Annotated in this window: 18 protein-coding genes; 8 read left to right on the top strand and 10 right to left on the bottom strand. The window is 45.9% G+C overall.

Annotation, left to right across the window (positions count from 1 at the left end):
• Window positions 1-4: 4 nt before the first annotated feature.
• Window positions 5-1,072, bottom strand: a complete 1,068-nt coding sequence (locus tag HCZ42_RS10965; RefSeq protein WP_167420738.1) for an ABC transporter substrate-binding protein — start codon at window positions 1,070-1,072, stop codon at window positions 5-7.
• 217 nt (window positions 1,073-1,289) lie between these two features.
• Here HCZ42_RS10965 and HCZ42_RS10960 point away from each other — a divergent pair, with 217 nt between their 5' ends.
• The gene (locus HCZ42_RS10960; protein WP_368484184.1) at window positions 1,290-2,024 is read left to right on the top strand and encodes a UTRA domain-containing protein; all 735 of its coding nucleotides are present in this window, start codon (window positions 1,290-1,292) and stop codon (window positions 2,022-2,024) included.
• A 20-nt stretch (window positions 2,025-2,044) separates the two neighbouring features.
• Here HCZ42_RS10960 and HCZ42_RS10955 read toward each other — a convergent pair whose 3' ends face one another.
• Together HCZ42_RS10955 and HCZ42_RS10950 are read right to left on the bottom strand one after the other, a co-directional pair.
• A complete protein-coding gene (locus tag HCZ42_RS10955; RefSeq protein ID WP_167420737.1) occupies window positions 2,045-3,640 on the bottom strand; it encodes a BCCT family transporter in 1,596 nt (531 codons plus the stop codon).
• A 151-nt stretch (window positions 3,641-3,791) separates the two neighbouring features.
• Window positions 3,792-6,284: a bifunctional diguanylate cyclase/phosphodiesterase gene (locus HCZ42_RS10950; protein WP_167420736.1), complete on the bottom strand. Its 2,493-nt coding sequence runs from the start codon at window positions 6,282-6,284 to the stop codon at window positions 3,792-3,794.
• 290 nt (window positions 6,285-6,574) lie between these two features.
• On the opposite strand from HCZ42_RS10950, the gene HCZ42_RS10945 reads away from it, so the two are divergent.
• From HCZ42_RS10945 to HCZ42_RS10930, 4 genes are all read left to right on the top strand, one after another.
• The gene (locus tag HCZ42_RS10945) at window positions 6,575-7,405 is read left to right on the top strand and encodes a DUF6279 family lipoprotein (protein WP_167420735.1); all 831 of its coding nucleotides are present in this window, start codon (window positions 6,575-6,577) and stop codon (window positions 7,403-7,405) included.
• A gap of 154 nt (window positions 7,406-7,559) precedes the next feature.
• Window positions 7,560-8,339 carry a sulfite exporter TauE/SafE family protein gene (locus tag HCZ42_RS10940; RefSeq protein ID WP_175579478.1) on the top strand — a complete coding sequence of 260 codons (780 nt, stop codon included), beginning with the start codon at window positions 7,560-7,562 and terminating at the stop codon, window positions 8,337-8,339.
• A gap of 187 nt (window positions 8,340-8,526) precedes the next feature.
• A complete protein-coding gene (locus HCZ42_RS10935) occupies window positions 8,527-9,681 on the top strand; it encodes an HD-GYP domain-containing protein (protein ID WP_167420733.1) in 1,155 nt (384 codons plus the stop codon).
• Between the two features lie 157 nt (window positions 9,682-9,838).
• Window positions 9,839-10,030: a hypothetical protein gene (locus HCZ42_RS10930; protein ID WP_167420732.1), complete on the top strand. Its 192-nt coding sequence runs from the start codon at window positions 9,839-9,841 to the stop codon at window positions 10,028-10,030.
• 24 nt (window positions 10,031-10,054) lie between these two features.
• Here the strand turns inward: HCZ42_RS10930 and exaC are convergent, their stop codons facing one another.
• The gene (exaC, locus tag HCZ42_RS10925; RefSeq protein WP_167420731.1) at window positions 10,055-11,575 is read right to left on the bottom strand and encodes an acetaldehyde dehydrogenase ExaC; all 1,521 of its coding nucleotides are present in this window, start codon (window positions 11,573-11,575) and stop codon (window positions 10,055-10,057) included.
• A gap of 338 nt (window positions 11,576-11,913) precedes the next feature.
• Between exaC and HCZ42_RS10920 the strand changes: the two genes are divergently transcribed.
• On the top strand, window positions 11,914-13,674 hold the full coding sequence (locus HCZ42_RS10920) for a sigma-54-dependent Fis family transcriptional regulator (protein WP_167420730.1): 1,761 nt from the start codon (window positions 11,914-11,916) through the stop codon (window positions 13,672-13,674).
• A 234-nt stretch (window positions 13,675-13,908) separates the two neighbouring features.
• Here HCZ42_RS10920 and HCZ42_RS10915 read toward each other — a convergent pair whose 3' ends face one another.
• Complete coding sequence (locus HCZ42_RS10915) at window positions 13,909-16,026, bottom strand: HAMP domain-containing methyl-accepting chemotaxis protein (RefSeq protein WP_167420729.1); 2,118 nt, start codon at window positions 16,024-16,026, stop codon at window positions 13,909-13,911.
• 565 nt (window positions 16,027-16,591) lie between these two features.
• Here HCZ42_RS10915 and HCZ42_RS10910 point away from each other — a divergent pair.
• Window positions 16,592-17,119 (top strand): PAS domain-containing protein, encoded by a 528-nt coding sequence (locus tag HCZ42_RS10910; RefSeq protein WP_254868941.1) that lies wholly within the window; start codon window positions 16,592-16,594, stop codon window positions 17,117-17,119.
• Window positions 17,120-17,130: 11 nt separating this feature from the next.
• Window positions 17,131-18,612 (top strand): methyl-accepting chemotaxis protein, encoded by a 1,482-nt coding sequence (locus tag HCZ42_RS22040; protein ID WP_167420728.1) that lies wholly within the window; start codon window positions 17,131-17,133, stop codon window positions 18,610-18,612.
• 134 nt (window positions 18,613-18,746) lie between these two features.
• Here HCZ42_RS22040 and HCZ42_RS10900 read toward each other — a convergent pair whose 3' ends face one another.
• The 5 genes from HCZ42_RS10900 to zwf form a co-directional block, all read right to left on the bottom strand.
• The gene (locus HCZ42_RS10900; protein WP_167420727.1) at window positions 18,747-18,884 is read right to left on the bottom strand and encodes a hypothetical protein; all 138 of its coding nucleotides are present in this window, start codon (window positions 18,882-18,884) and stop codon (window positions 18,747-18,749) included.
• Between the two features lie 408 nt (window positions 18,885-19,292).
• On the bottom strand, window positions 19,293-19,607 hold the full coding sequence (locus HCZ42_RS10895; RefSeq protein ID WP_167420726.1) for a DUF4144 family protein: 315 nt from the start codon (window positions 19,605-19,607) through the stop codon (window positions 19,293-19,295).
• A 79-nt stretch (window positions 19,608-19,686) separates the two neighbouring features.
• Entirely contained in the window at window positions 19,687-21,135 is a 1,449-nt protein-coding gene (gene gnd / locus HCZ42_RS10890; RefSeq protein ID WP_167420725.1) for a decarboxylating NADP(+)-dependent phosphogluconate dehydrogenase, read from the bottom strand.
• 39 nt (window positions 21,136-21,174) lie between these two features.
• Window positions 21,175-21,891: a 6-phosphogluconolactonase gene (pgl, locus tag HCZ42_RS10885; RefSeq protein WP_167420724.1), complete on the bottom strand. Its 717-nt coding sequence runs from the start codon at window positions 21,889-21,891 to the stop codon at window positions 21,175-21,177.
• Entirely contained in the window at window positions 21,888-23,390 is a 1,503-nt protein-coding gene (zwf, locus tag HCZ42_RS10880) for a glucose-6-phosphate dehydrogenase (protein ID WP_053407357.1), read from the bottom strand. The genes pgl and zwf overlap by 4 nt, the downstream gene beginning before the upstream one ends.
• Window positions 23,391-23,504 lie beyond the last annotated feature (114 nt).

The raw sequence follows: 23,504 nt of genomic DNA, 5'->3' as shown, positions 1-23,504 counted from the left end.
CCTCTTATTGCTGGTGGATTAGCACGCTTTCTTGCCATTGACGTGGCAGTTTGCGCGCTGATTTTTCCCATGCTTTAAAGTTCGTGACCGGGTGTACGTTGGTGTACTGGTCGTTGGGTAGCAGCTTGTCTTTGATTGATTGAGGAAGAGTGACATTGCTACGGATTGGACGCGCATAGCCCTCAGCCAGGTTGATTTGTCCTTGGTCGCTAAAGATGTACTCACGTGCCAGCTTCGCCGCATTCGGATTCTGCGCGTATTTGTTGATGATGGTGGTGTAGCCAGAAATCACAGAACCATCTTGTGGAATCGCCACTGTAAAGCGTTCACGGTCGATTTGGTCGCGGTAGTTCAACGCGTTAAAGTCCCACATGATGGCAACTTCCACTTCACCTTTTTCTAAGTTCGCGATGTTTGGATCGGTGAACGACAGACGACCTTGTTTTGCGAGTTCGCTGAAGAACTCAATGGCTGGTTTGAGGTTAGACTCGTTGCCGCCTTTAGCAAATGCTGCAGCAAGTACCGCGTTGTTTGCTTGGGCTGCCACGCCGACGTCACCCACGGTTACTTTGTAGTCGCCTTTGAGTAAGTCGTCCCAAGATTGTGGTGCGTCTTTGACTAGATTATTGTTGGAGATAAACGAGATTGTGCCTGTGTAAGCGAGTGCCCAGTGGCCATCCTTGTCTTTTGCCCAATCAGGGATTTCGCTCCATGTTGTCGGTTTGTATGGTTGCGTGACGCCTTTCTTAACCGCAACGCGAGCAAAAGCAAAGCCTACATCGCCGATGTCTGCGGTTGCTTTCTTTTTCTCTGCTTCAAATTTCGCAATCTCTTGCGCCGAGCTCATATCGGTATCTTGGTGCTTTAAACCATAGTTTGATTTCAAATCCGCCCAAGTACCTTTCCAATTTGCCCAACTATCAGGCATGCCTACGCTGTAAACCGCGCCTTCTTTCTGCGCTGCTTTCACCAGTGATTGTAGGTCTGTGTCTTTGGCAATAGTGTGCGCAGAAAAAGCGGTAGCAATTAACGCTGCAGACAGCGCGGTAGTGCGGCAAAGCAAAGTTTTCATTGTCTCTATCCTTCTGGACTAGGTCAGTAAGTTCGCTTTGTATGCTATGGGGCGAGTGTGACGGTTTATCGCAGTTCCATTGACAGTTTTTGTTATTTTTCGTGTCACTTATGTTTCATTTGCTTAAAAAATGACGCTGAACGCAGTGTCATATTTCTGTTACCTGCTTGGCTTAACTTGAACGCCAATCATAACGTGGACTAGATCAGGACTCAGAGTGCAAACAACGTCCCCAACGACCCAATTGAGTCGAATAAAGAACAGCTTACGAGAAAGAATCCATACAGGCATGATGCTAAAAGGGCAGAAGTTGCCATCTGAACGTGACCTCAGCGTGTTGTTTTCTACCACGCGAATCACGATCAAAGACGCGTTAGTCTCGCTAGAAACTGAAGGGCTTATCTATCGTGAAGAAAGGCGTGGTTGGTATGTTTCGCCAGAGCGTATTTACTACAACCCCTTGTCACGTTCGCATTTTCATCAGATGATCCGCGAACAAGACAGAATTGCCGAAACGCGCCTTATCAGCGTTCGAACCGAGATCGCAACCGAGGTGTATTCTCGAGCTTTGGAGCTGAATCATATGGCGCAAATACATGTGATAGAGCGTCAGCGTTTTATTGATGGTCGTGCGGTGTTGTTTGTAGAAAACGTACTACAGGCTGATTTGTTTGAGGGGATACTCGAGGAGAACTTAACTCTCTCCTTGACCGGGTTGTTCAAGCGGAAATACGGTTATGAGACCAGACGTTCACGCTTTGACGTCATTCCAACCGCGGCGCCAGCGCACGTGGCTAAGGCGTTGAACTTGGCTGAGGGGCAACCGGTGCTAAAGATTTGCCGTGTGAACTACAAACAAGATTGGAAACTCATGGATGTTGAGTTTGAATACTGGCGACCAGATGCGGTCGTGATTAGAATCGACAGTGAAAAAGAAGAAGGCCTCTTCTGAAACCAGAAGAGGCCTTCGCACTAGATAATACCTTGGTCTTTTGCCATTTGGTTCGCCATCTTCGGCGCTTTCCAAATGCTCGGCAGCAAAATAAATGAAACCGGCACTGCGGTAATGACGATGAATGATTGCAGCGCAGAAATTCCGCCTGAACCCATCGAAATCAAGGCGATCGCCACCATACCCATGATGATGCCCCAGAAAGAACGAATGACCGCGTTCGGTTCAGTAGAACCTGTCATCACCACACTGATGGTGTAAGTCATCGAGTCACCAGTGGTAACGATAAACGTGGTGGTTAGGATCAGGAACAGCACTGAGATAATCAATGGGAACGGCAGTTCTGACGTGATTGCCAACAGCACAGCCGGAAGGTTGAAACCTTCAAACGCACTAGAGATCAAACCTGGATTCTCAAGCTCGAACGCCAAACCGCTGCCACCAACGATGCTAAACCAGAAACAGGTGATAAGTGGCGCAGCGATGCTCACAGACAAAATTAACTGACGAATAGTGCGTCCACGTGAAATACGCGCGATAAAAATCGCCATCATCGGTCCATAACCAATAAACCAGCCCCAGAAAAATACGGTCCACCAGCTTAACCAACCGGTATCACCACGGTAGAGCGCCATTGGGATAAAGTTATCGACCATACGTCCTACGCCTTGCACATAGCCATCTACGATAAAGCTAGTTGGGCCAAAGAACAGGATGTAAGCGATCAATATCACCGACAGGATGATGTTGTAACGGCTAACAAGTTGAATCCCGCGGCTTACTCCGCTCAGCGCCGATAGGGTGTACATCGCAATCGCAAATAACACCACCATGCATTGAGTGACAAAGGTATCTGGGATACCAAACAGTGCGTTCAGAGCGTAACTGATTTGCAAACCCAAAAAGCCGATAGGCCCGATGGTACCTGCCGCTACAGCGATGATGCTACACGCGTCAGTCACCGTACCAATCCAACCGTTGATCGCTTTGTCACCAAAGATAGGGTAGAGCAAAGTACGTGGTTTGAGTGGTAAGCCTTTGTCGTAGTGCAAATGCATTAGCACCACCGAAGACAAACAGCCGAGGATGGCCCATGCAAGAAAACCCCAGTGCATGAAAGATTGCGATAGGGCGTTGATCGCCGATGTTTTTGGCGATGACTCACCATATAGCGGTGGCGCTGTTACGAAATGAGCGATGGGCTCAGCTGCCGCCCAGAATACGCCACCACCGGCAAGCAGAGTACAGAGGACAATTGACAACCATTTGAAGGTGTCGATATCCGGTGCGGACAAACCACCCAAACGGACGTAACCAGTACGGCCAAGTGCTAGCACTAAGCCAATAAGAAAGTTAGCGAGAAGCAGCACCTGCCAGTAGGCGCCGAAGTATTCAGTGGCGTAGCCAAACCCAGTATTTACAAGGTGGGTCAGTCCTGATGAGTTCGTAATGGCAAGCAAAACAAACAGAGTAAGAAAGCTGCCGCTTATCCAGAAAACCGGATTATTCAGTTCAAGTTTATGGAAAAAGCTTAGGGATTGAGAAGTTGTGTCAGCTGTCGGAGCAACGGTTGTATGACTTGGGACACCGCTGACTGACTGCGTAATATTAGACATCTAAAAGTTCGCTATTTTGTGGTTTGTTTTTAACAACAAAACGTGCATTTATCCCCACTAAATTTGCGATAATTTGTGAGGTGCGTCAAAAAGCGAGCTATGTTAGCACAGCATTTTTCAAAAATCGCCCCGATTTTACTACGAATTGTAATTATTTGAACTCTAAATATTTCTCAGAGTATTTTTGAGCCAGTTGATCAATGTTGATTGGTCGTTCGATAAAGTAACCTTGCAAGACATCACAGCCGTATTGAATCAAAACATCCTTCTGGGCTTGGGTTTCGACACCTTCCGCGACGACAGTCATATCCGACGACTCTGCGATCGCCAATATCGCTTTCACCAAAGAGTCACTATGTTCAGAACTCAACATTTTATCGATGAAAATTTGGTCGATTTTTAGCTCATCGAGGGGCAGGGCACTTAGATAACTAAGCGATGAATAGCCCGTACCAAAGTCATCAAGAGAAACGGTGAAACCGAGTGATTTCAAACGGACGATGATCGGTGTCACTTTAGGTAAATCGTTGATCAGTACGTTTTCTGTGATTTCTAAAGTGATACGACGGCTAGGAAGCTGATGCTTAGCAACGGTGTTTTCCAGCAACGACACGAAACCGTTGTCCATCAACTGAGTCGGTGAGATATTGATCGACAGTCGCAAGTCGCTATCTGAGTCCGGAAACAGGCGGCCTATTTCTTCACAGGCACGGTCAATTGCAAACTCACCTAAGCGATGAATCAAGCCGTTTTCTTCTGCAAGAGAAATAAACTCAAGTGGCGATACCTGACCAAGCAGTGGGTTGTGCCATCTCAGTAGGGCTTCAACACCGTAAAGCTTGTCTGTTTTTGCCTCGAATTGTGGCTGATAAGCGATAGTGAGCTCATTGTGTTCGATGGCGCGGCGTAACTCGTGCTCAACAAGGAAGTCGTGTTGTACCTGTTGATTAATAGTGTTGTCGAAGAACAGTACATCACCTTTGTGGCGTGCTTTGGATTTGTAAAGCACGATGTCGGCTTTCGAAATCAGATCTTCTGGGTCGTCACCATCGGTTGGGAACATTGACACACCAATCGAGCAGCTTGCGTGAATTGTGCGACCACCAACGATAAATGGCTGTTCAAAAGCGGCTTTGATCTGTTCGACTTTGCTCTCTGTTTCGACCAAACTGTCTAAATTTGGGAAGCTGAAGATAAACTCATCGCCGCCAAAACGGGCGACAAATTCATCCGCTTTAAGGAAAGCTTCGAATTTCTTACTGATTTGGTTCAACAATTGGTCACCCGCGCTGTGACCATAGAGATCATTGACTTTCTTAAAGTCATCTAAATCGACAAACATTACCGCCAATTGACGCTCGTTGAGGCGAGAATTACAGATGCCCACCGAGATTTGTTCGTGCAATAACGAACGGTTCGGCAGTCCGGTCAGTTCATCGTGGCGCGCCAGATATTCAAGCTTGTTCTTTGTCTCTTCGAGTTGGTGAAAGTTACTGCTGATACGGGATTGGAAGCGCTTAAATCGGTTGGCAATACCACGGCTGAGCCAGAAAGAACACAAGGCGACGATCAGCGTGGTAATGGTGTTGATAATGATCATCTGCACCACGGCGTCGTTTTGCTCTTCTTCCAACTTGCTTTGGCGTTCTTTAAGCGCTCGATTGTATTCTTCTTGGTAGACACCAGCACTGATGGTCCAGCCCCAAGAAGGCTCTTTCATTACGTAGCTGATCTTAGCACTCTCGCTTACGCCCTCCGGTTTATACGACGCCGAGTAACGAACAAACTCGTTATCTGCGTTAAGCAACTGCTTCGCCCCGTCAATGTTGGCTTGAGTGCCAAGCTCTAACGCGTTTTTACCGATCAAATCTGAGTCGACATGCGAAAGTATTGTGCCGTCCGCATCCAGTACCAGAATATAGCCAAATTGGCCAAACCTTAGGTTTCGTATCCACTCAAGTACAGTCTTTTTGATATCGTCTTCAACGTCGACGACGTATTCCCCGGTGCCGATAAACCAATCGTATGGTGCAAAGTATTTACCAAAACCGATTTTCTCAAACTGCTCGTTTTGTTGCTCTGGTTTGGCGAACCACCAATGATAGAAGCCTTCGCCATCTGCTTTTACTTTAGCGCCCATATCTTGCACGATGTAGTTACCGCGCGAGTCTTGGTAATCCCAGAGTGAACTGCCCTCTACATTAGGGAACAGTGGATGCATAACACTGAGGCCGTTAGTTTTGTAGATAAAGAAGTAACCGCGACCCTCGTTAAAACTCATTACGCGTAGCGCATCGGTAATGATACGAGTTACACGCTCTTCTGGTAGGTTTCGGTTGCTTTCATATAGACGAGTCGCAATACGATGAGCTTCGTAAATGCGGTCACGAATGGTTTCTTCAAGTTGAGACTCGGTTTGCTCGCGGGCAAATTTCACCTGTTGAGCGATATACTCAACTTGCTTAGTAAGAATGGTGTCTTGTCGTTGCTGATAGTCTTGTTGGAAATCTTTAAGATCTTGCTGGGAGCTCAACACCATATCGGTGATGGAAAGGGCAAGCCAAAGCAAGGTGAAGGCGCCGACGATCGTTGCAGGTGCGTAGGTTATTAAGTTAAGCAACTTTTTGTCGGTCAAAACATCCATGGAAGTGTAAAGAGCCTTAGTAAACTATCAGTTGAACAAAGATGGAACGCGGAGTATTGCAAATTAATTCTATCAATAGCAAGCAAGTTGCATGTTATTAACAGTTTTTATCTAGCGGCATCACAAGCAACCCAAATAAAATCAGGGAATTACACAGCTATGTAAATTTTTTAATTAGAAGCGAACTTAAGACATTGTTAGGGTGGCTAAGCGCTGGTTTTTGGTTCAGAGTTAGTGAGGAACGAAACACATACAGCTCATACTTAAGTTTGTGCACATAGGGAGGTGTTATGAAACGTTGGGGAATTGTTAGCGTCATTTGTTTATTGCTGCTTGGTTGTAGTACAAAGCTGGTTTACGACAATCTCGATTGGATTCTGATCGAATACGTTGAGGATTTTGTTGAACTCGATGATAACCAAGAAACGCAGATCAGCGATAAGCTGCAAGTATTAAGTGAATGGCATAAAAGCCAAGAGATCCCAAACTACGTTGAACATCTCGATCAGTTGATTGCTCTTGACCCGCATACCTTTACATTGGATGAGTTACACCAGCAGCAAGATAAGTTTCGCCGTCATAGTGAGCGGCTGCTAGAGCGGATTGAACCGGAGGTTTTCGACATCGCCAAGCAGCTATCGGACGAGCAGGCCGATGAGCTGATGAGTAATATTCGTATCAGACATACCCGTTATAAGAAACGCACATTAGCAAGAACCGAACAAGAGCAACGTGAGAAATACGCCGAGCGCATTGAAGAAAACTTGGACGACTGGTTGGGCTCGGTGACAGATGAACAGCAAACGCTGATCACTCAGTGGAGTCAAGAACTGATGATCACCGCGCCCGACTGGATTGAGCATCAAACTAAGATGCGGATCCAGATTAACGATCTGCTTGCAAAGCGCAGCGACAAAGCCTATTTCGAATCCAAACTCAACCAGATGTTGTTTGACTCGGAGAGCTTTTTTGATGATGGACTGCAACAAAAGTTGCAGTTCAACAAACAGATCAATGACCGCTACTTTGTGCAGATACTCAACTCTACCACGCCAAAACAGATCAAGTTCTATCGCCAAGAGCTACAGGACTGGAAAGAAATTGCCTTGGATATTAAATAACTGGTATTAAGTAACAGATATTCGGCAATCAATATTCAGTGACGGCTAGCCAGTAATGTTTGCTTGATGTAGACGAGCATAACTAAACCAGCTAGCGGACGTTTACTGACCAATTACAATGAGTTACATTGCTTTAACAAATACTTATAAAGCAATGATTATGGAATGGATTCTATTATTTATCGCCGGTGTGCTAGGTGGCGTATTAAACAGTGTTGCGGGTGGCGGCAGCTTTATCACTTTCCCGACACTGTTGTTCGTTGGCGTACCGCCAATTATCGCTAATGCGACCAACACGTTTGCAGCGTGTGCAGGCTACCTTAGCGGGGCATATGGCTTCAGGCAGGATATCGCCAAGCACCCAGAAGCGATCGCATTTACCGTATTTTGGAGCTTAGTCGGCGGCGCCGTTGGCGCATATCTGCTGCTTAACATTTCAGAGTCGATGTTTCTCGAAGCGATTCCTTGGTTGCTCCTATTTGCGACCTTACTGTTTATTTTTGGTGAGAAAGTCGGTGATCTCGCGACAAAAATTGCCACTGGTGCATCGCTTAGCTCACGCTGGTCAACCTTGGCATTAGCCTTGTGTCTTATGGCAGTCTCAGCATACGGCGGTTTTTTTAACGCTGGATTAGGCGTCATTGTCTTGAGTTATTTGGTATTGGCTGGATATAAAGATATCAATCAAATGAATGGCCTTAAGTTACTGGTGTCTTCCTGCGTATCTTTGATCGCGATTGTGATTTTCGTCTCGCAAGGTTCTATCGACTGGAGCCGTGGCTTAGTTGTCATGCTCGGAACGCTGTTAGGTGGCTACGTCGCCGCGCGAGTCTCTAGACAAGTCAAACAACAACATGTGCGCAGGTTTGTCGCGTTGTCCAGTAGCGTTATGACCGTTTACTTCTTTACCGACGTTTATCTCTTGGCAGGCTAAATATTGCATCGATATGAGTTTGAGTGCGTTTGATTTGCAGATTAAAAATTAGTCAATTTTTTTTATGATGGATTTCTAACTTTCGGCATGCCGCTATGATTTAATTGTTACAAATTTGATACTTTCTAGTCTAGGTTTGAGGTATTACTCCAATAAATTAAAACTCAACGTTAGGGCTAGATAGCGTATGCTTGACTATTCTGAATTGAACAGGATTGCTGCCAAGAACAACGGAATCCTGACCAAACTTGACCTCGTTTATCAGTTGGCGACGGGAAGTTACGGCGAGTTATCTCGCTTCTCAATTGCGCTTGTCGACAACAAAAAAATTGTCTCGAATTATTACGTCAAAGATAAGTTGTCAAAGGCAGGCCGCTACGATTTCAAAGAGCAAGAGCTCCACCTCGACTCATCATTGGGAAATGTGGCGCGTTTGTCTGATATCCGAGTGATCGACGACTTGGGTAAGATGGCAAGCGCTGAGCGTATTAGCGAGTTGGTGAGTTTGGGTCATCGCAGCAGTTATACTTTTCCTATTTCCTATCAAGAAAAAACCATCGGCTTTGTGTTTATCAACGCCTCACAATCGTGTTTCTTTAACCAAGATTCGGTTGCCAAAGATTTTGCTTACTTGTCGCAAACTGTCAGCAACTTATTTGTTCAATTGTTTGATAGCCAAAGGCATTTTCGCTCTTCGTTGAACATTGCGCTCAGCATGGGGCACGCAAGAGACCCTGAAACCAAAGAGCACCTCACCCGGATGGGTATGTACAGCGAGTTGATCGCTCGGCTGCTATCGGAGCGTGGTTTGGATATCAACCACCAGTTCATTCACCAAATTCGCCAGTACGCACCGCTGCATGATATTGGCAAGTACATGATTCCAGATGAGATTCTATTCAGCACCAATCAATTTACATCTGAAGAACGTTTAGTGATGAACAACCACACGATTTATGGAGAGCGGATCATCGAAGATGTTGTCGGCCTTTGTGGGCCGAATACGGTGTCTGAGCAAGAGGTGCGCTTTATCAAGAACATTATCCGCCATCACCATGAATGTTACGATGGTTCAGGTTTACCTGATGGTTTGGCTGGTGATGCTATTCCGCTTGAAGCACGCATTGTTACCTTGGCGGATGTATTTGACGCGCTACTTAGCCGCCGAGCGTATAAACCGGCATGGAGCGTCGAGCGTGTTGTTCAGTATGTGATTCAGCAGAGCGGAATAATGTTTGACCCACTATGTGTTGATGTACTGACAACTAACCTCGATCAATTTCTCACCATTCGACAAAAATACTTAGACAAGGCCGATCCAAATCAAGCTATTGCGTGTTAGGGCGCATTGGCCAATATCAAACGTAAGTGCTACATCACGCAGTGAGAAGATTTGAGATTAATTTAGGTCGTTTTTTGTTCGCCCAATGAGACAATCAATGTGTGGATAGGGGCAAACTCACCACACTTCATTATCATTCCTGTAAATAGGGGGCGTTATGAGCAGAAAACTCGGTCGCATTATGTCTAGCAGTCGGTTGGTGTTATTCGTTGCATTCTTGGCCGCTACGTTGGCGTGGATATTAAACATGCCTGCTTTGTTTACAGTTTCCGTACTTGCACTTGTAGCGAGTGCTGCGTTGTATCTTTCGGACAAATACAAACAATCGAAGAAAAAAAGGGCGTCATAAAGACGCCCCTTGCAGTTGGTTTGCTTAGAAGAAACCGAGCGGGTTTACGTCGTAGCTGATCAGCAAGTTTTTGGTGTTTTGGTAATGATCCAGCATCATTTTGTGAGTTTCACGACCAATACCGGATTTTTTGTAACCGCCAAATGCTGCGTGAGCTGGGTAAGCGTGGTAACAGTTGATCCAAACACGACCCGCTTCAATCTTACGACCCATGCGGTACGCGACGTTTGCATCACGTGTCCAAACACCAGCTCCCAAGCCGTATTCAGTGTCGTTCGCGATTTCAAGCGCTTCGGCTTCATCTTTAAACTTAGTGATAGCGATAACCGGACCGAAGATTTCCTCTTGGAAAATACGCATCTTGTTATGGCCTTCAAGCATCGTTGGCTGAATGTAGTAACCTTGATTGATTGAATCAGGCTGTTCAGAAACACCACCACCAAAGACCACTTTTGCCCCTTCTTGGCGACCGATCTCTAGGTAGCTTAGGATCTTGTCAAATTGCTCTTGAGACGCCTGCGCACCAACTTGAGTATCAGTATCCAGCGGGTTGCCTTGCTTGATGACTTTTGCACGTGCCGCTAGTTTTGCCACAAACTCGTCGTAGATGTCTTCATGAACCAGAACACGAGATGGACAGGTACAGACTTCGCCTTGGTTGAAGAAGCCTAGTAGAGTACCTTCGATACACTTGTCTAGGTACTCGTCTTCAAAGTCAAACACATCTGGGAAGTAGATATTTGGTGACTTACCACCCAATTCAACTGTTGATGGGATAAGGTTATCCGCCGCACATTTCAGAATGTGGTTACCCACCTGAGTTGAACCGGTAAATGCCAACTTAGCGATACGGTTACTGGTCGCAAGCGCTTGGCCGGCTTCATTACCAAAGCCGTTGACCACGTTAATGACACCCGCTGGTAACAGATCACCGATTTTTTCCATCAGAACGAGGATAGAGGTTGGTGTTTGCTCTGCTGGTTTCAGCACGATACAACAGCCAGCCGCTAACGCTGGTGCCAGCTTCCAGGCCGCCATCAGCATAGGGAAGTTCCAAGGGATGATCTGACCAACCACACCGATTGGTTCTGGGAAATGGTAACTTGCTGTTGTTGCGTCTAGCTCTGCCGCGCTGCCTTCTTGCGCACGGATACAACCCGCAAAGTAACGGAAGTGGTCGACGACCAGAGGTAAGTCAGCCGCTAGGGTTTCACGAACCGGTTTACCGTTTTCCCAAGTTTCAGCGACCGCTAATTCCTCTAGATGTTCTTCAATGCGGTCCGCGATTTTCAGAAGAATGTTTGAACGCTCTGCTACGCTGGTTGCTGCCCATGAAGCTCTGACGCTGTGTGCTGCGTCTAGCGCCAAGCTGATATCTGCTTCGCCAGAACGTGCGACTTTACAGTAAGGCTGACCATTTACCGGAGAAATATTATCAAAGTATTCTCCACCCACCGGTTTCACCCATTCACCGCCGATAAAGTTGTCGTAGTGAGACTTAAATTGAACTACAGATTCAGGGCTGCCTGGTTGTGCGTAAATCATAGAAATATCCTTATTGTTTCTCGTTCAAGTTATTGTTTTTCATTTAACTTATTAGGTCACCGAACTAAGCCAATATTTGTTCAGTAAGCATTTGAGATAACTGAGCAACGACTGGGTTAATTCGGTAACAGCACACTGGGTGCCGTTGTTTTTGTTTCCTAATCAACAACGCAAATCACAGACCAGATGTTAGCGACTTGTTGTGATTTTGTTGTGAGGCTAGAGTTATCAAAGGATAGGTGGTGTAGCTTGGTGAACGTCTCCGTGGTTTAAGTTGTTAATAAGATGTTCAAGTGTTCCAAAATGACACACTCAAAATGTTCAGAAGTGGGACAGGTATGGAATTGCAGACGTTAAAGAACAATGATTGGTTAGCTTCTTCATGGAATCGAAGCAAAGAAGCAGGTCTGAGAGAGATTAAAAAACCGGATGACGTGGTACTCAGCGGTGCAGCAATGCAGCAGCGTTGTTATGCGGCGCAGAACGTCATTGAAGCGGTTGAGCAATGCGCTTTGCCATTGTTCAATCAAGTCTTTGCACGAACGGACAGTCGTTTGTTGTTAACCGACGCGGAAGGGGTGATTCTCGCCAGTTGGGGACAAGAACACTTTCGCGAGAAGTTAATGGCCATCGCGCTGTCGTCTGGTTCGTGTTGGCAAGAACGTTTGAAAGGGACTAATGCCATTGGTACGGCGCTGCATGAACAAAAAGCGGTCACCATTGTTGGTGCGCAGCACTACATCAAGCAACACCGCTTCATTAGTTGTTCAGCCAGTCCACTGTTTAATCACAAAGGTGAGTTAGTCGGTGTATTAGACATTACCAGTGAACAGTCTGAACACGATGTAACGGTCAAATTGCTGGTGCAAAACATGGTGCAGTTGGTTGAAAACCGTCTATTGTCGCAAATTCCTGAAGCAGCGCTACAGATCGATCTTGCGATGGATAAATCGGTGCTCAGCTCCGGTTGGCAAGGCATCATTATTGCCAATGAAGGCGGGCAGGTGGTGGCGCACAACCAATTGGCGTCGCAACTTATCTCAAGGCCGGGATTACTTGGTCTGTCGGTGGAAGAGATCATCGAGGAAAGCAAGTCGGGCTCTGGCTTGATCATCGAAAAATACCCACTGGGTAAAAAGTCAACAAGCCGTAAATCCATCAGTGCATCCAGCGACCTGCACTATGGCGACCATTTGATTGAACAAGCGTGGCAGCAAGCTAACCGAGTTATTGGTAAAGATATTAGCCTGCTTATCCTAGGGGAAACGGGGGTAGGTAAGGGTGAGTTTGTCAAAGCTCTGCATCAAAATAGTAGCCGACATAAACAAGCATTGGTGACGGTGAATTGTGGCGCATTGCCTAAAGATTTGATCGAGTCGGAATTGTTTGGTCACGCGCCAGGGGCGTTTACTGGCGCAAGTTCGAAAGGCTACTTAGGGCGTATTCGCCAAGCGGATAAAGGGATTCTCTTCCTTGACGAAATTGGTGAGATGCCGCTAGATGCTCAGTGCCGCTTATTGACCGTTCTGCAAGAGAAAACTGTCGTACCTGTCGGCTCGACTCAAAGCCATAACGTTGATATCCAGATCATTGCTGCAACGCACCAAGACCTATTTCAACTGGTGGAACAAGGTAAGTTTCGTCAGGATCTCTATTATCGTCTCAATGGTTTAGTGATTAAGCTGCCAGCGTTAAGAGCACGCGCGGACAAAACCGAAATCATCCAAGCCGTACACAGTAAACACAGTGAAGGTGAGCAGATGATCTCTTCTTCGTTACTGGCGCTGCTGTGCAACTACGATTGGCCGGGCAATCTAAGAGAACTCGACAATTTACTTAAGGTAAGTTGTTTGATTGGCGATGACGAAGCAGAGCTACGCCTAGAGCACATTCCTGTCCACTTAGCGAAACCGCTACTCGAGAACAGTGAACCGGAAAGTAAAAAGCCGGAGTGCTTAGACCTCAAATCCGCGGTAAATAATACGCTGATTGATGTCTACAAGGAGCACGACGGCAACATCAGTAAAGTATCACGTGTGTTAGGTGTCAGTCGCAATACGATATACAGAAAGCTTAAAGCGCTTGGAATGTTGAAATAGCCCTCATCTCCTTAGTGAATGTCCGTTTTCAAAAGGGACTCATTAGCAAAGCAGCATTTAAGAGCTTTTCTGGAAGGTTGAGACGCCAGCTTGGTGTTTGTGGTGTCGAATGCTTATAAGAACTTGAGAGTTACCTGTGCGCTTTTTTGATTTCTGGTTATGCACCTTTCAATCAAAATGGGGAAAGAGCTTTTTTCAAAGGGAAGTGTTAAATCTCGTCTGACTCAAAGTGGTTTATATTTTAAATTGACCAACTAGATGATTTAAACGACCTAATGACTCACTCACTGAGCGGGCGTAGTTGAGGTTTTCTGCCGCTGATTGAAGGCTTTCATCCACCACGTATTGAACTTGTTTTGAACTCTCATTGGCCGAACCAACGACAGCTTGCTGTTCTGTTGCAGCGGTGGCAATTTGTTCGTTCATTTCGTTTAGCTGGTAAATGGCTGCAGAGATTCGCGTTAAGGCGTCTCCCGCATCACCTGCTAGCTTCACAGTAGTTTCGCCTCCCTCTTTAGAACGACTCATGGAGGTTACCGCTTCATTAGCTCCGCGTTGAAGGCTTTCTATCATGCCTTGAATTTCATTGGTGCTATTTTGAGTTCGAGAGGCAAGGGTTCGAACTTCATCTGCTACGACTGCAAATCCTCGTCCTTGTTCTCCGGCTCGGGCCGCCTCAATCGCGGCATTTAGTGCAAGTAGGTTAGTTTGCTCTGCAATACCACGAATGACATCCAGTACCGAAACGATGTGTTCGACTTCTATGCTCAGTTGGTCAATGACTTTGGAGCTACTTTCAATATCTTTTGCTAGTCCTTGAACGGAACTGACTGCTTGATCGACGACTTGGCGAGCCGACTCACCATCCTGACTCGCGTTGCGTGAGGCATCAGAACAGCTTATTGCATTTGAACTGATACTATCTGCAGCCGTACTAACCTGGTCTATCGCTTGGACTACGACGTCAATATCTTCGCTTTGTTGGGCCACCCTGTCGTTGACCGTAACCGATAAGCCTGAAATGGCTTCGATAGATTGGTTAATGTCTTTCGACTCTGCTGCGATTTGTGTAATCAGAGCTTGTAACTTAGCGACAAACATATTGAACGCTTTACCCAGATTGGCAATTTCGTCTCCTCCATGTTCGTTGACTCGTTGCGTCAGATCGCCTTCTCCTTGAGCAATGTCGGTCAGTCTTACTAATAGATCATTAATTGGGTTAATGATTGCCTTGATAAGAACGACGATGACCACAACTCCAATAACTAATGCCGCTACCCATACAACCCCCATTGTTGACACTGCTGTAGAGACAGAATTAGCCGCGACCTGATCGGCGGAATCTGAAATAGCATCGGCAGAGTTTGACAGTTCTTCTAGCGCTTTATCAGCGATAGCTATGTAAGATTCTGCTTCTTTAATGTAGTCGTCTGCGAGTGATTCAGCTTTTAGCAGATCATGGTAATTGTCGAACAACTTTTCATCATCTGTAGCGAGCTTGTACCACTTTGCAAAGTTGGCGCGCAAGTTAACCGCGTCATCTTTATCTTCTTGCGTTTCAGCGAGGTCATCGAGCACTTTCATCAATGACGTGACATTGTCAGAGAGGTGGTCAAACTCTTGGCGTATGGCATCCAGTCTAGTGATATCTTCTTCTGCGAGATATTCGCCAGCGGTGTCTTGCATCTCAACCACGAGGCGTTGAAGTTTTAGAGCCGCCTCTACGACGGGATAGTCTCGTTCAAACAGCTCTCCAAGAATGGCGTTTACCTGCGCGGCTGTACTGCCATAAGTCGCTTCCAGCATATCGCCTTGCTCTTCGGCCGTGGCCATTTCTGCCTCGTTTTCCTCGGCAAATTCGTCCAATGCAGTAATAAGTTCTGAGCCACTGTTATCGAATTGAACTAACAGACGCTTCGCCGCTATTTCTTCCATTAGCTCAGTGGTGTGTGCTTGATACATTTTATCGATGGCTAAAGAGAGGTTTTTGTTGGCTTCCATTGCTTTATTTGCTAATTCAGCTTCAGTTTTGGATAACAATTTCTCTAGCTCGTTGTATGAACTGTGAAAAGTATTGTTGAGTTCCTCAAACTTTGGATACAGTGTTTTTATCTCATCAATGTTTTCAGAAGCCATAATTTCGTTGGCAACCGTTCCTTTTTCCCATAATGACGCGATCATGTCATCAGTCGACTCAATCGTGGGTGCGATGTCGTCGCTTAGCAAATTAATGTTGTCATCTAACTCAAATATATAATAAACGCCTACTCCGGCGGTTGCAGATAGCAGCAACATTAACACCATCACACCGGCAATTAGCCTAGCCTTTATTGTTGTTATTATTTTCAACATGCATTAACTCTCCATAGTTATTATGAATGTTATGGAATAAATGTATCTTTGAAAGTAATGCCTTTATTAGTGACGTGTGTATAGCAGCTTCACACTTTATGCGGTTTGCGCTTATTAAAATTCAATATCAGCATCTTGGTCACTTTATTGTGTAAATAATATGCATTATTGAGCAGTGCATATGCGCTTTTCTCGGTTTAGTCGACATTCGAGACGATACCAGCCTCGGGCTATGACTGAAGTGAAACTATCTGAAGTGGCCGAGTTTCAATTTAGCTGATCTATGATGCTCATAAGAACATGATCACTCTGAAACTTCGTCAAGCACGTAGGGGGTAATGGGAAGATCTTTCTATACTCAAGCTCAAATATCTTGCAATGCCGAAATAAATAGACTTGTTACATTGGGTAACTGTGAAATGAGTAAACTCATAGGCTTTATATATATAAATAATATTATCAAATGGTTAGCTAATGTAACTGAGATAGATGTTAATATTTGCGAATGATGGTCTTTTTACTATCATTGATTCATATAAACCATAAGTTTGCTAGGGGCAATAACTTGTCTATTCAACATACTAATAAAGAAGTCACCTTTGCAGACGACGAATTCATCGTCTCTAAAACTGACACTCAAGGGCGTATCGTCTATGCCAATCGCGTATTTATGCGCGTTTCTAACTATCCTGAGAGCGATTTGCTCGGGCAACACCATAACATTATTCGTCACCCTGACATGCCTAGAGGTGTTTTCTACGGATTGTGGAAAACACTTGAAGCTGGGGAAGAGTTTTTTGGTTTCGTAAAAAATATCACCTTGGACGGCGGGTATTACTGGGTGTTTGCCAATGTAACTCCGGATGTCAAAGAAGGTAAGCTCGACGGGTATTTTTCTGTGCGTCGTCGTGCTCCGCTTAAAGCGCGAGAAGAGATTGAAGAAATCTATAATGAGATGAAAGAGATTGAGCGTAAGCACGATCGTGGCAAAGCGCCTGAGGTATCTTGGAGCGCGATGGTCGATAAAGTTAGGCAACTCCATCATATGAGTTATGAAGAGTTCGTCATTAACTTATTTAATCAACATCGCTAAGAGGCTTCATCATGCAAAAGAATCACGTCAGTAAAAATGTGCCTCTTCTTAGGCAAAAGTTCCTCCTCGTTTGTTTGGTGTTTCTCACCATTACTTTGGGTATGTTGGGCTTTAGCTTTTATTATCACGGTTTTTCCTTAAATGAATTGCTCCTTGCGTTTGCCGCACTCGTATTCTCTGCTTATGCGTACCGTGAGTACACCCGTCATCTTTCAACGTTAGAGCGTATCCACAATGCGCTTATCCAAGCCAAAAATGGTAAGACACATGTTCGTATCACCGAGACAAAAGGGTTGGGTGAAGTCGGCTTTGTCGCTTGGGCACTCAACGATTTCCTCGATATTATCGAAACCAACTCGCGTGAACTGTCTAATAGTTTTGAAGCTATGGGCAAAGGCAAGTACTACCGTAAATTGATGACGGAAGGGATGCCAAAAGGTTTTGAACGTACGATGAACGAGGTTAACAAGGTGATAGATTCGATGCATCAAGTTCATACCTCTGCGCGACAAAATCGCTTGAAGAGTGAGCTTCATCGTATCAATACCGGTAACTTGCTTAGCAACCTGAAAAACAATCAGGCTGAGTTGGTGAATCTGTCTAGTAAGATGGACGACGTACTCAACATTGTGACTGAAAGCCGCGATGGTGCAGAAGAGAGTCGTGCGCTGGTTGAGAAGATCCGTATTGCGTTAGCGAGTATGACCGAGTGTATGCAAAACATGGAGTCAACCGCGCAGGCGCTGGGTGAAGAAAGCGGCCGTATCTCAGAAACCATCGATGTGATTACTGGCATTGCTGAGCAGACCAACTTGTTGGCGCTCAACGCAGCGATTGAAGCGGCGCGTGCTGGTGAAGTCGGGCGTGGTTTTGCGGTTGTCGCAGATGAAGTCCGTCTGCTAGCCGATAGAACCCGGGAGTCTACTCAGAACATCAGCGAGACGATCCATTCGATTACAGGGCGTATTCATGAAGTGGTATCGCAAACCACCGAGGTGTCTCAGCAAACCAGCATGGTGGCGAATGAGGTGGACCATTTCCATGACAGCTTTGATAAAGTCGCGACGGCTTCTGAAGCGACGATCAAACTGGCGAATGAGACTAAAGATATGTCATTTGCTTCTTTGATTAAGCTTGATCATATCGTCTACATGCAGAACGGCTATATCGCGCTGGAGAGAAACGGTGTCGGTACAGAAGCAGACGCGATTCAAGTGGACCACTTTAATTGCCGCTTAGGGCAGTGGTATTACAACGGTGAGGGCAATGCTACCTTCAGTCACCTTAGTTCGTTCAAGCTAATGGAAAACAGCCATGCGGCGGTCCATGAAAATATGCACCTTGCGATGGATTTGGTTAAGGAAGATTGGTTAGGCGACGATGATGTACTGGCAGAGCTGCTCTCGGTAGTTGAGGGCGCTGAACACGCAACTATGGATGTGGTGAACGCGATAACCAATGTCGTGCAAGAGAAGCATGCGCAGTATGCATAAAACCGCTAAGTCGATTAATCGATAGAAAGTAAAAAGGAGTACATAATGTACTCCTTTTAAAATGCCAGTATTTAGCGGTTGATCCGCAGACCTTTCAGGGCTAGCCTCGCCAAATTAAAAGGTGAAGGAAAGCCTTATAGGCCGCCTTCTTGCTGTGCTTGCTTTACAAGTGCCTGGCGTTGAGTTTCCTTCTCTAAAACCACGTCATTTTCCTTATCGAATTTGTGTTCCTGTGCTTGTGGAACAAAAACAAAGTACTTATTAATAGTCATCGTAGAACCTCAGTTAGTTAATACACCGTCCGTAAGCGTTAAGTCATTGCGAATCACAACACCGCGTTATGTCCGCATCATCAAATTAGAGAAGTTGCGGCTGGCAAACATCCTCCGTTTGGAAATTATTTAAGGAGGAGTAGTTGGTATTACCTGTATACAAATTCTCCACCTTTTGTCGCTCCATCATCGCAATGTCTAACCCTATGTAACCGGTTGACCAAACACTCTAATGTGATAGGCGTCACGGATTTTACGCCAATAAATAGGGATTTGAAAAGCCCGTATGGTCAGGTTTTGATGAAGAGATAGGCAGAATAATGGACAAGAGATGAAGATTACTTTAATAAATTCAGAGCAATGGAGTTGATTTTCTTGATAAATTTTTAATGAAAAAAAAGTGTAAAATTAGTTTTCAATCGCTTTAATTGCTTGTTCGACGCTGGTGAAATGCATCTTTATTATGCACACCTGAGCATTGGCAAACTCGTGTTCTTGAATCAGAGTTGATGCTTGCATTGCATCTATTCGCACGTCTGTAGGGCGTAGAGTAAGTGGGGATGTCGTATTTACTATGGAAAACGTATTCCCTTGTGAGTCTATTAGGCGATCTTCGTTTTGGAGAATCATGTCGCTACAGTCAGCGATAAAGGCATCATGATTCTTGACGAAAATTAACTCATCGTCGCCAGTGAGTTTCAAAATACAAGGCCAGTGAATCATAGAGGCTCCCAATTACGTTGAATCAAAAAAACGCACTACGAATAGTGCGTTTTCATTAACTGCTTATGTGACTCGGCGATTAAACGTCGTAAGTCGTTGACGCAGTATCGCCGCCTGTACCCGTCCAGTTAGTGTGGAAGAATTCACCACGCTCACGGTCGATACGCTCGTAAGTGTGAGCACCGAAGTAGTCACGTTGAGCTTGAAGCAGGTTAGCTGGTAGACGTGCTGTTGTGTAACCGTCTAGGAACGTCAGTGCAGAAGTCGTACATGGCATTGGGATGCCTGCTTCTAGAGATTTAGCCGCCACTTTACGCCATGCTGTTAGGCTGTTTTGTAGGATGCCTTTGAAGTAATCATCAGAACCTAGGAATGCTAGATCTGGGTTCGCTTCGTACGCATCACGGATGTTGCCTAGGAATGCAGAGCGGATGATACAACCACCACGCCACATTAGCGCAACGTTACCGTAGTTTAAGTCCCAACCGTTTTCGTTAGACGCTTCGCGCATTAGCATAAAGCCTTGAGCGTAAGAGATGATCTTAGACGCTAGAAGAGCCTGACGTAGTGCGTCAACCCATTCTTGTTTGTCGCCTTCAACTGGAGTGATTGTCTTACCAAACAGTTTCTCAGCTTCAACACGTTGGTCTTTCAATGCAGACAGACAACGAGAGAATACAGATTCAGAGATTAGCGTTAGAGGAATACCTAGATCTAGCGCGTTGATACCTGTCCATTTACCCGTGCCTTTTTGACCAGCCGTGTCTAGGATCTTCTCTACTAGAGCTTCACCGTCTTCATCTTTGTAACCAAGGATGTCAGCGGTGATTTCAACAAGGTAGCTGTTTAGTTCAGTTTTGTCCCACTCTGCAAACACGGCTTGCATTTCATCAGCAGACATACCAAGACCATCTTTCATGAATTGGTAAGCTTCAGTGATCAGCTGCATGTCGCCGTATTCGATGCCGTTGTGAACCATCTTAACGAAGTGACCAGCACCGTCATTACCAACCCAGTCACAACAAGGCTCGCCAGCGTCAGTTTTTGCCGAGATACCTTGGAAGATAGGCTTAACCGCTTCCCAAGCTTCTGGAGCGCCGCCAGGCATGATCGATGGACCAAAACGTGCCCCTTCTTCACCACCAGATACACCAGTACCGATGAAGTGGATGCCTTTTTCACGTAGCGCTGCAACGCGACGGTTTGTATCTGGGTAGTTCGTGTTACCACCATCGATGATGATGTCGCCTTTGTCTAGTAGAGGAACTAGAGCGTCGATGAACTTGTCTACCACATCACCCGCGCGAACCATTAGCATCACTTTACGTGGCGTTTCTAGCTTTTCTACTAGTTCTTCAAGCGAGTAAGCGCCAACGATATTCGTGCCTTTTGCTGGGCCTTCTAGGAACTCGTCTACTTTTGCAGCCGTACGGTTGTGTGCCACAACTTTAAAGCCGTGGTCATTCATGTTTAGGATAAGGTTCTGACCCATTACTGCTAGGCCAATTACACCGATATCACCTTTCATTATTTCTCTCCAATTTTCTCTAATGGACGAGCGACCGTACTAGACGATTTTCGCCGCTGCATCTAAATCTAAGTACCATTCCGTTTCACCAGTCTTAGACTGGATTTTTGCTGCAGGGTAAGGCAGTTCACTTGCCGGAGTGGTTTGAATTTCGTGAACGATTTCAACTTTACCTGAGCCTAGCACTAGGTAGCTGATTCGTTTTGCTGCTTCGAGCACTTTCGCGGTTTTAGACACGCGAAGCTGACCAGACTCTGGGTGAGACGCAACCAAAGATAAGTTCTCGTCTGCGTAGTTAGTCTGACCTGGGAACAGAGAAGCCGTGTGACCATCTGCGCCAACACCTAGCAGAATCCAGTCAAATACTGGTGTGCCGGTTTCACATGGGATAACGTCCGCCATCTCTTTAGCGAAACGTTCTGCTTCGCCTTGCGGGTCGTTCTCTCCAAGAATGCGATGGATGTTCTCTGTTGGAATGTTCACTTGGCTAAACAGCAGTGCGTTAGCTTCGCCGTAGTTGCTCTCTGCGTCATCAGGTGCGACACAACGCTCATCACCCCACCAGAAGTGAAGGTTTTGCCATTGAATTGACTCTGCGTACGCGTCGCTTGCTAGAAGCTTAAACAACATTTTTGGTGTGCTACCACCAGACAGTGAGATATGAACAGGTCGTCCTTGTTCGCTCAGCGCTTTCATGTCGTTAGCTAAGCTTTCCACAACCTGCTGTGCTGTGTTGAAGATCTTATGGTTGATCATAGTTCGCAGTAGTCCGTATCTGTTAGGTTTTTACAAGGGAAACGCCATGCACGGTTGTCACGTTGCAGTAAATCGTCTGCTTCTTTTGGTCCCCAAGTACCACACGCGTAACCAAACAGCGATTGTGGATCTTGCTTGAAGTCCAGAATTGGCTGCACATACTGCCAGCACGCTTCAACCGCATCGCTACGCGCGAATAGTGTTGCGTCGCCGTTTAGTGCGTCAAGCAGCAGACGTTCGTAGGCTGTCAGCATTTGCGTTTCTTCTAGAGAAGTGTAGTGGAAGTTCATCTTCACTTCTTTGGCTTTAAAGCCTGCACCTGGTTCTTTCAAACCGAAGCTCATCTGGATGCCTTCGTCTGGCTGAATTCGGATGATCAGTTTGTTTTCGGGTGCGTTTTGACCGAACACTGGGTGTGGTGTCGCTTTAAAATGGATAACCACTTCTGTTACGCGTGTAGGCAGGCGTTTACCGGTACGCACGTAGAAAGGCACACCGTTCCAGCGCCAGTTGTTGATGTAGGCTTTCAGGCCGATGTAAGTCTCTGTACGAGAATCGTCTGCTACACCGTTTTCTTCGCGGTAGCCCAATAGGTGCTGACCACGTACGTCAGACGCAGTGTACTGACCTAACACTAGGTCGTTGCGTAGCGCTTGTTCGTCCAATGGTTTCAGACACTGTAAAACCTTAACCACTTCATCACGCATTGAATCTGCGTTGATTTGCGCTGGTGGTTCCATGCCAACCATTGCTAACACTTGAAGCAGGTGGTTCTGGAACATATCGCGCACTGCGCCAGAGTTATCGTAGTAACCGCCACGCTCTTCCACGCCTAAGAATTCTGCACCTGTGATTTCAACGTAATCAATAAAGTTACGGTTCCACAGTGGTTCGAACATCGCGTTTGAGAAGCGGAACACTAACAGGTTTTGTACCGTTTCTTTACCTAGGTAGTGGTCAATACGGTAGATCTGGTGCTCAAGGAAGTGCTCGTGGATTTCTTTATCCAGCGTGCGTGCTGACTCTAAGTCATAGCCAAACGGTTTTTCGATGATGAGGCGTTTCCAGCCATCTTCTTCGCTGTTTAGGCCGTGTGCAGCAAGGCTTGCTGGGATAACACTGTAAAGGCTAGGTGGGGTCGCTAAGTAGAATAGCGTATTGCGCTGCTCGAACTGGTATTGGTCAGAAAGTTGGTCAAGACGGCTTACCAGTTTGCTGTAGTCTGCGGTATCTGAGGTATTGATGGCTTGGTAATGAAGATGATTAATGAACGCATCTAATGTTGCAGGCTCAGTTTTTTCCATTTCCTGAAGTGATTTCTTCAGTTTCGCGCGGTAAGAGTCGTCACTGTACTCAGTTCGGCTAACGCCCAGAATCGCAAAGTTGTCTGGGAGCTGCTTACTCGCGTAAAGGTGGTATAAAGCTGGGATCAACTTACGATAAGTTAAGTCACCCGAAGCACCAAAAATCACGATGCTGCTATTCTCTGGTATTACCATCATCTTTCCCTTCAAAACGAGGTAGTTGTTCTGCGCCTATAAAAGGCTCTAATGCGCCAAGCTATCAGCGGCACAAAAATAATAAAAATAGGTTTTACCTATTACTTAAATAGG

This window comes from Vibrio hepatarius, from assembly GCF_011806575.1.
GTDB classification, from domain to species: domain Bacteria; phylum Pseudomonadota; class Gammaproteobacteria; order Enterobacterales; family Vibrionaceae; genus Vibrio; species Vibrio hepatarius_A.
The sequence above is the reverse complement of the archived record's forward strand: the minus strand, read 5'-3'. Positions and strand labels throughout refer to the sequence as shown.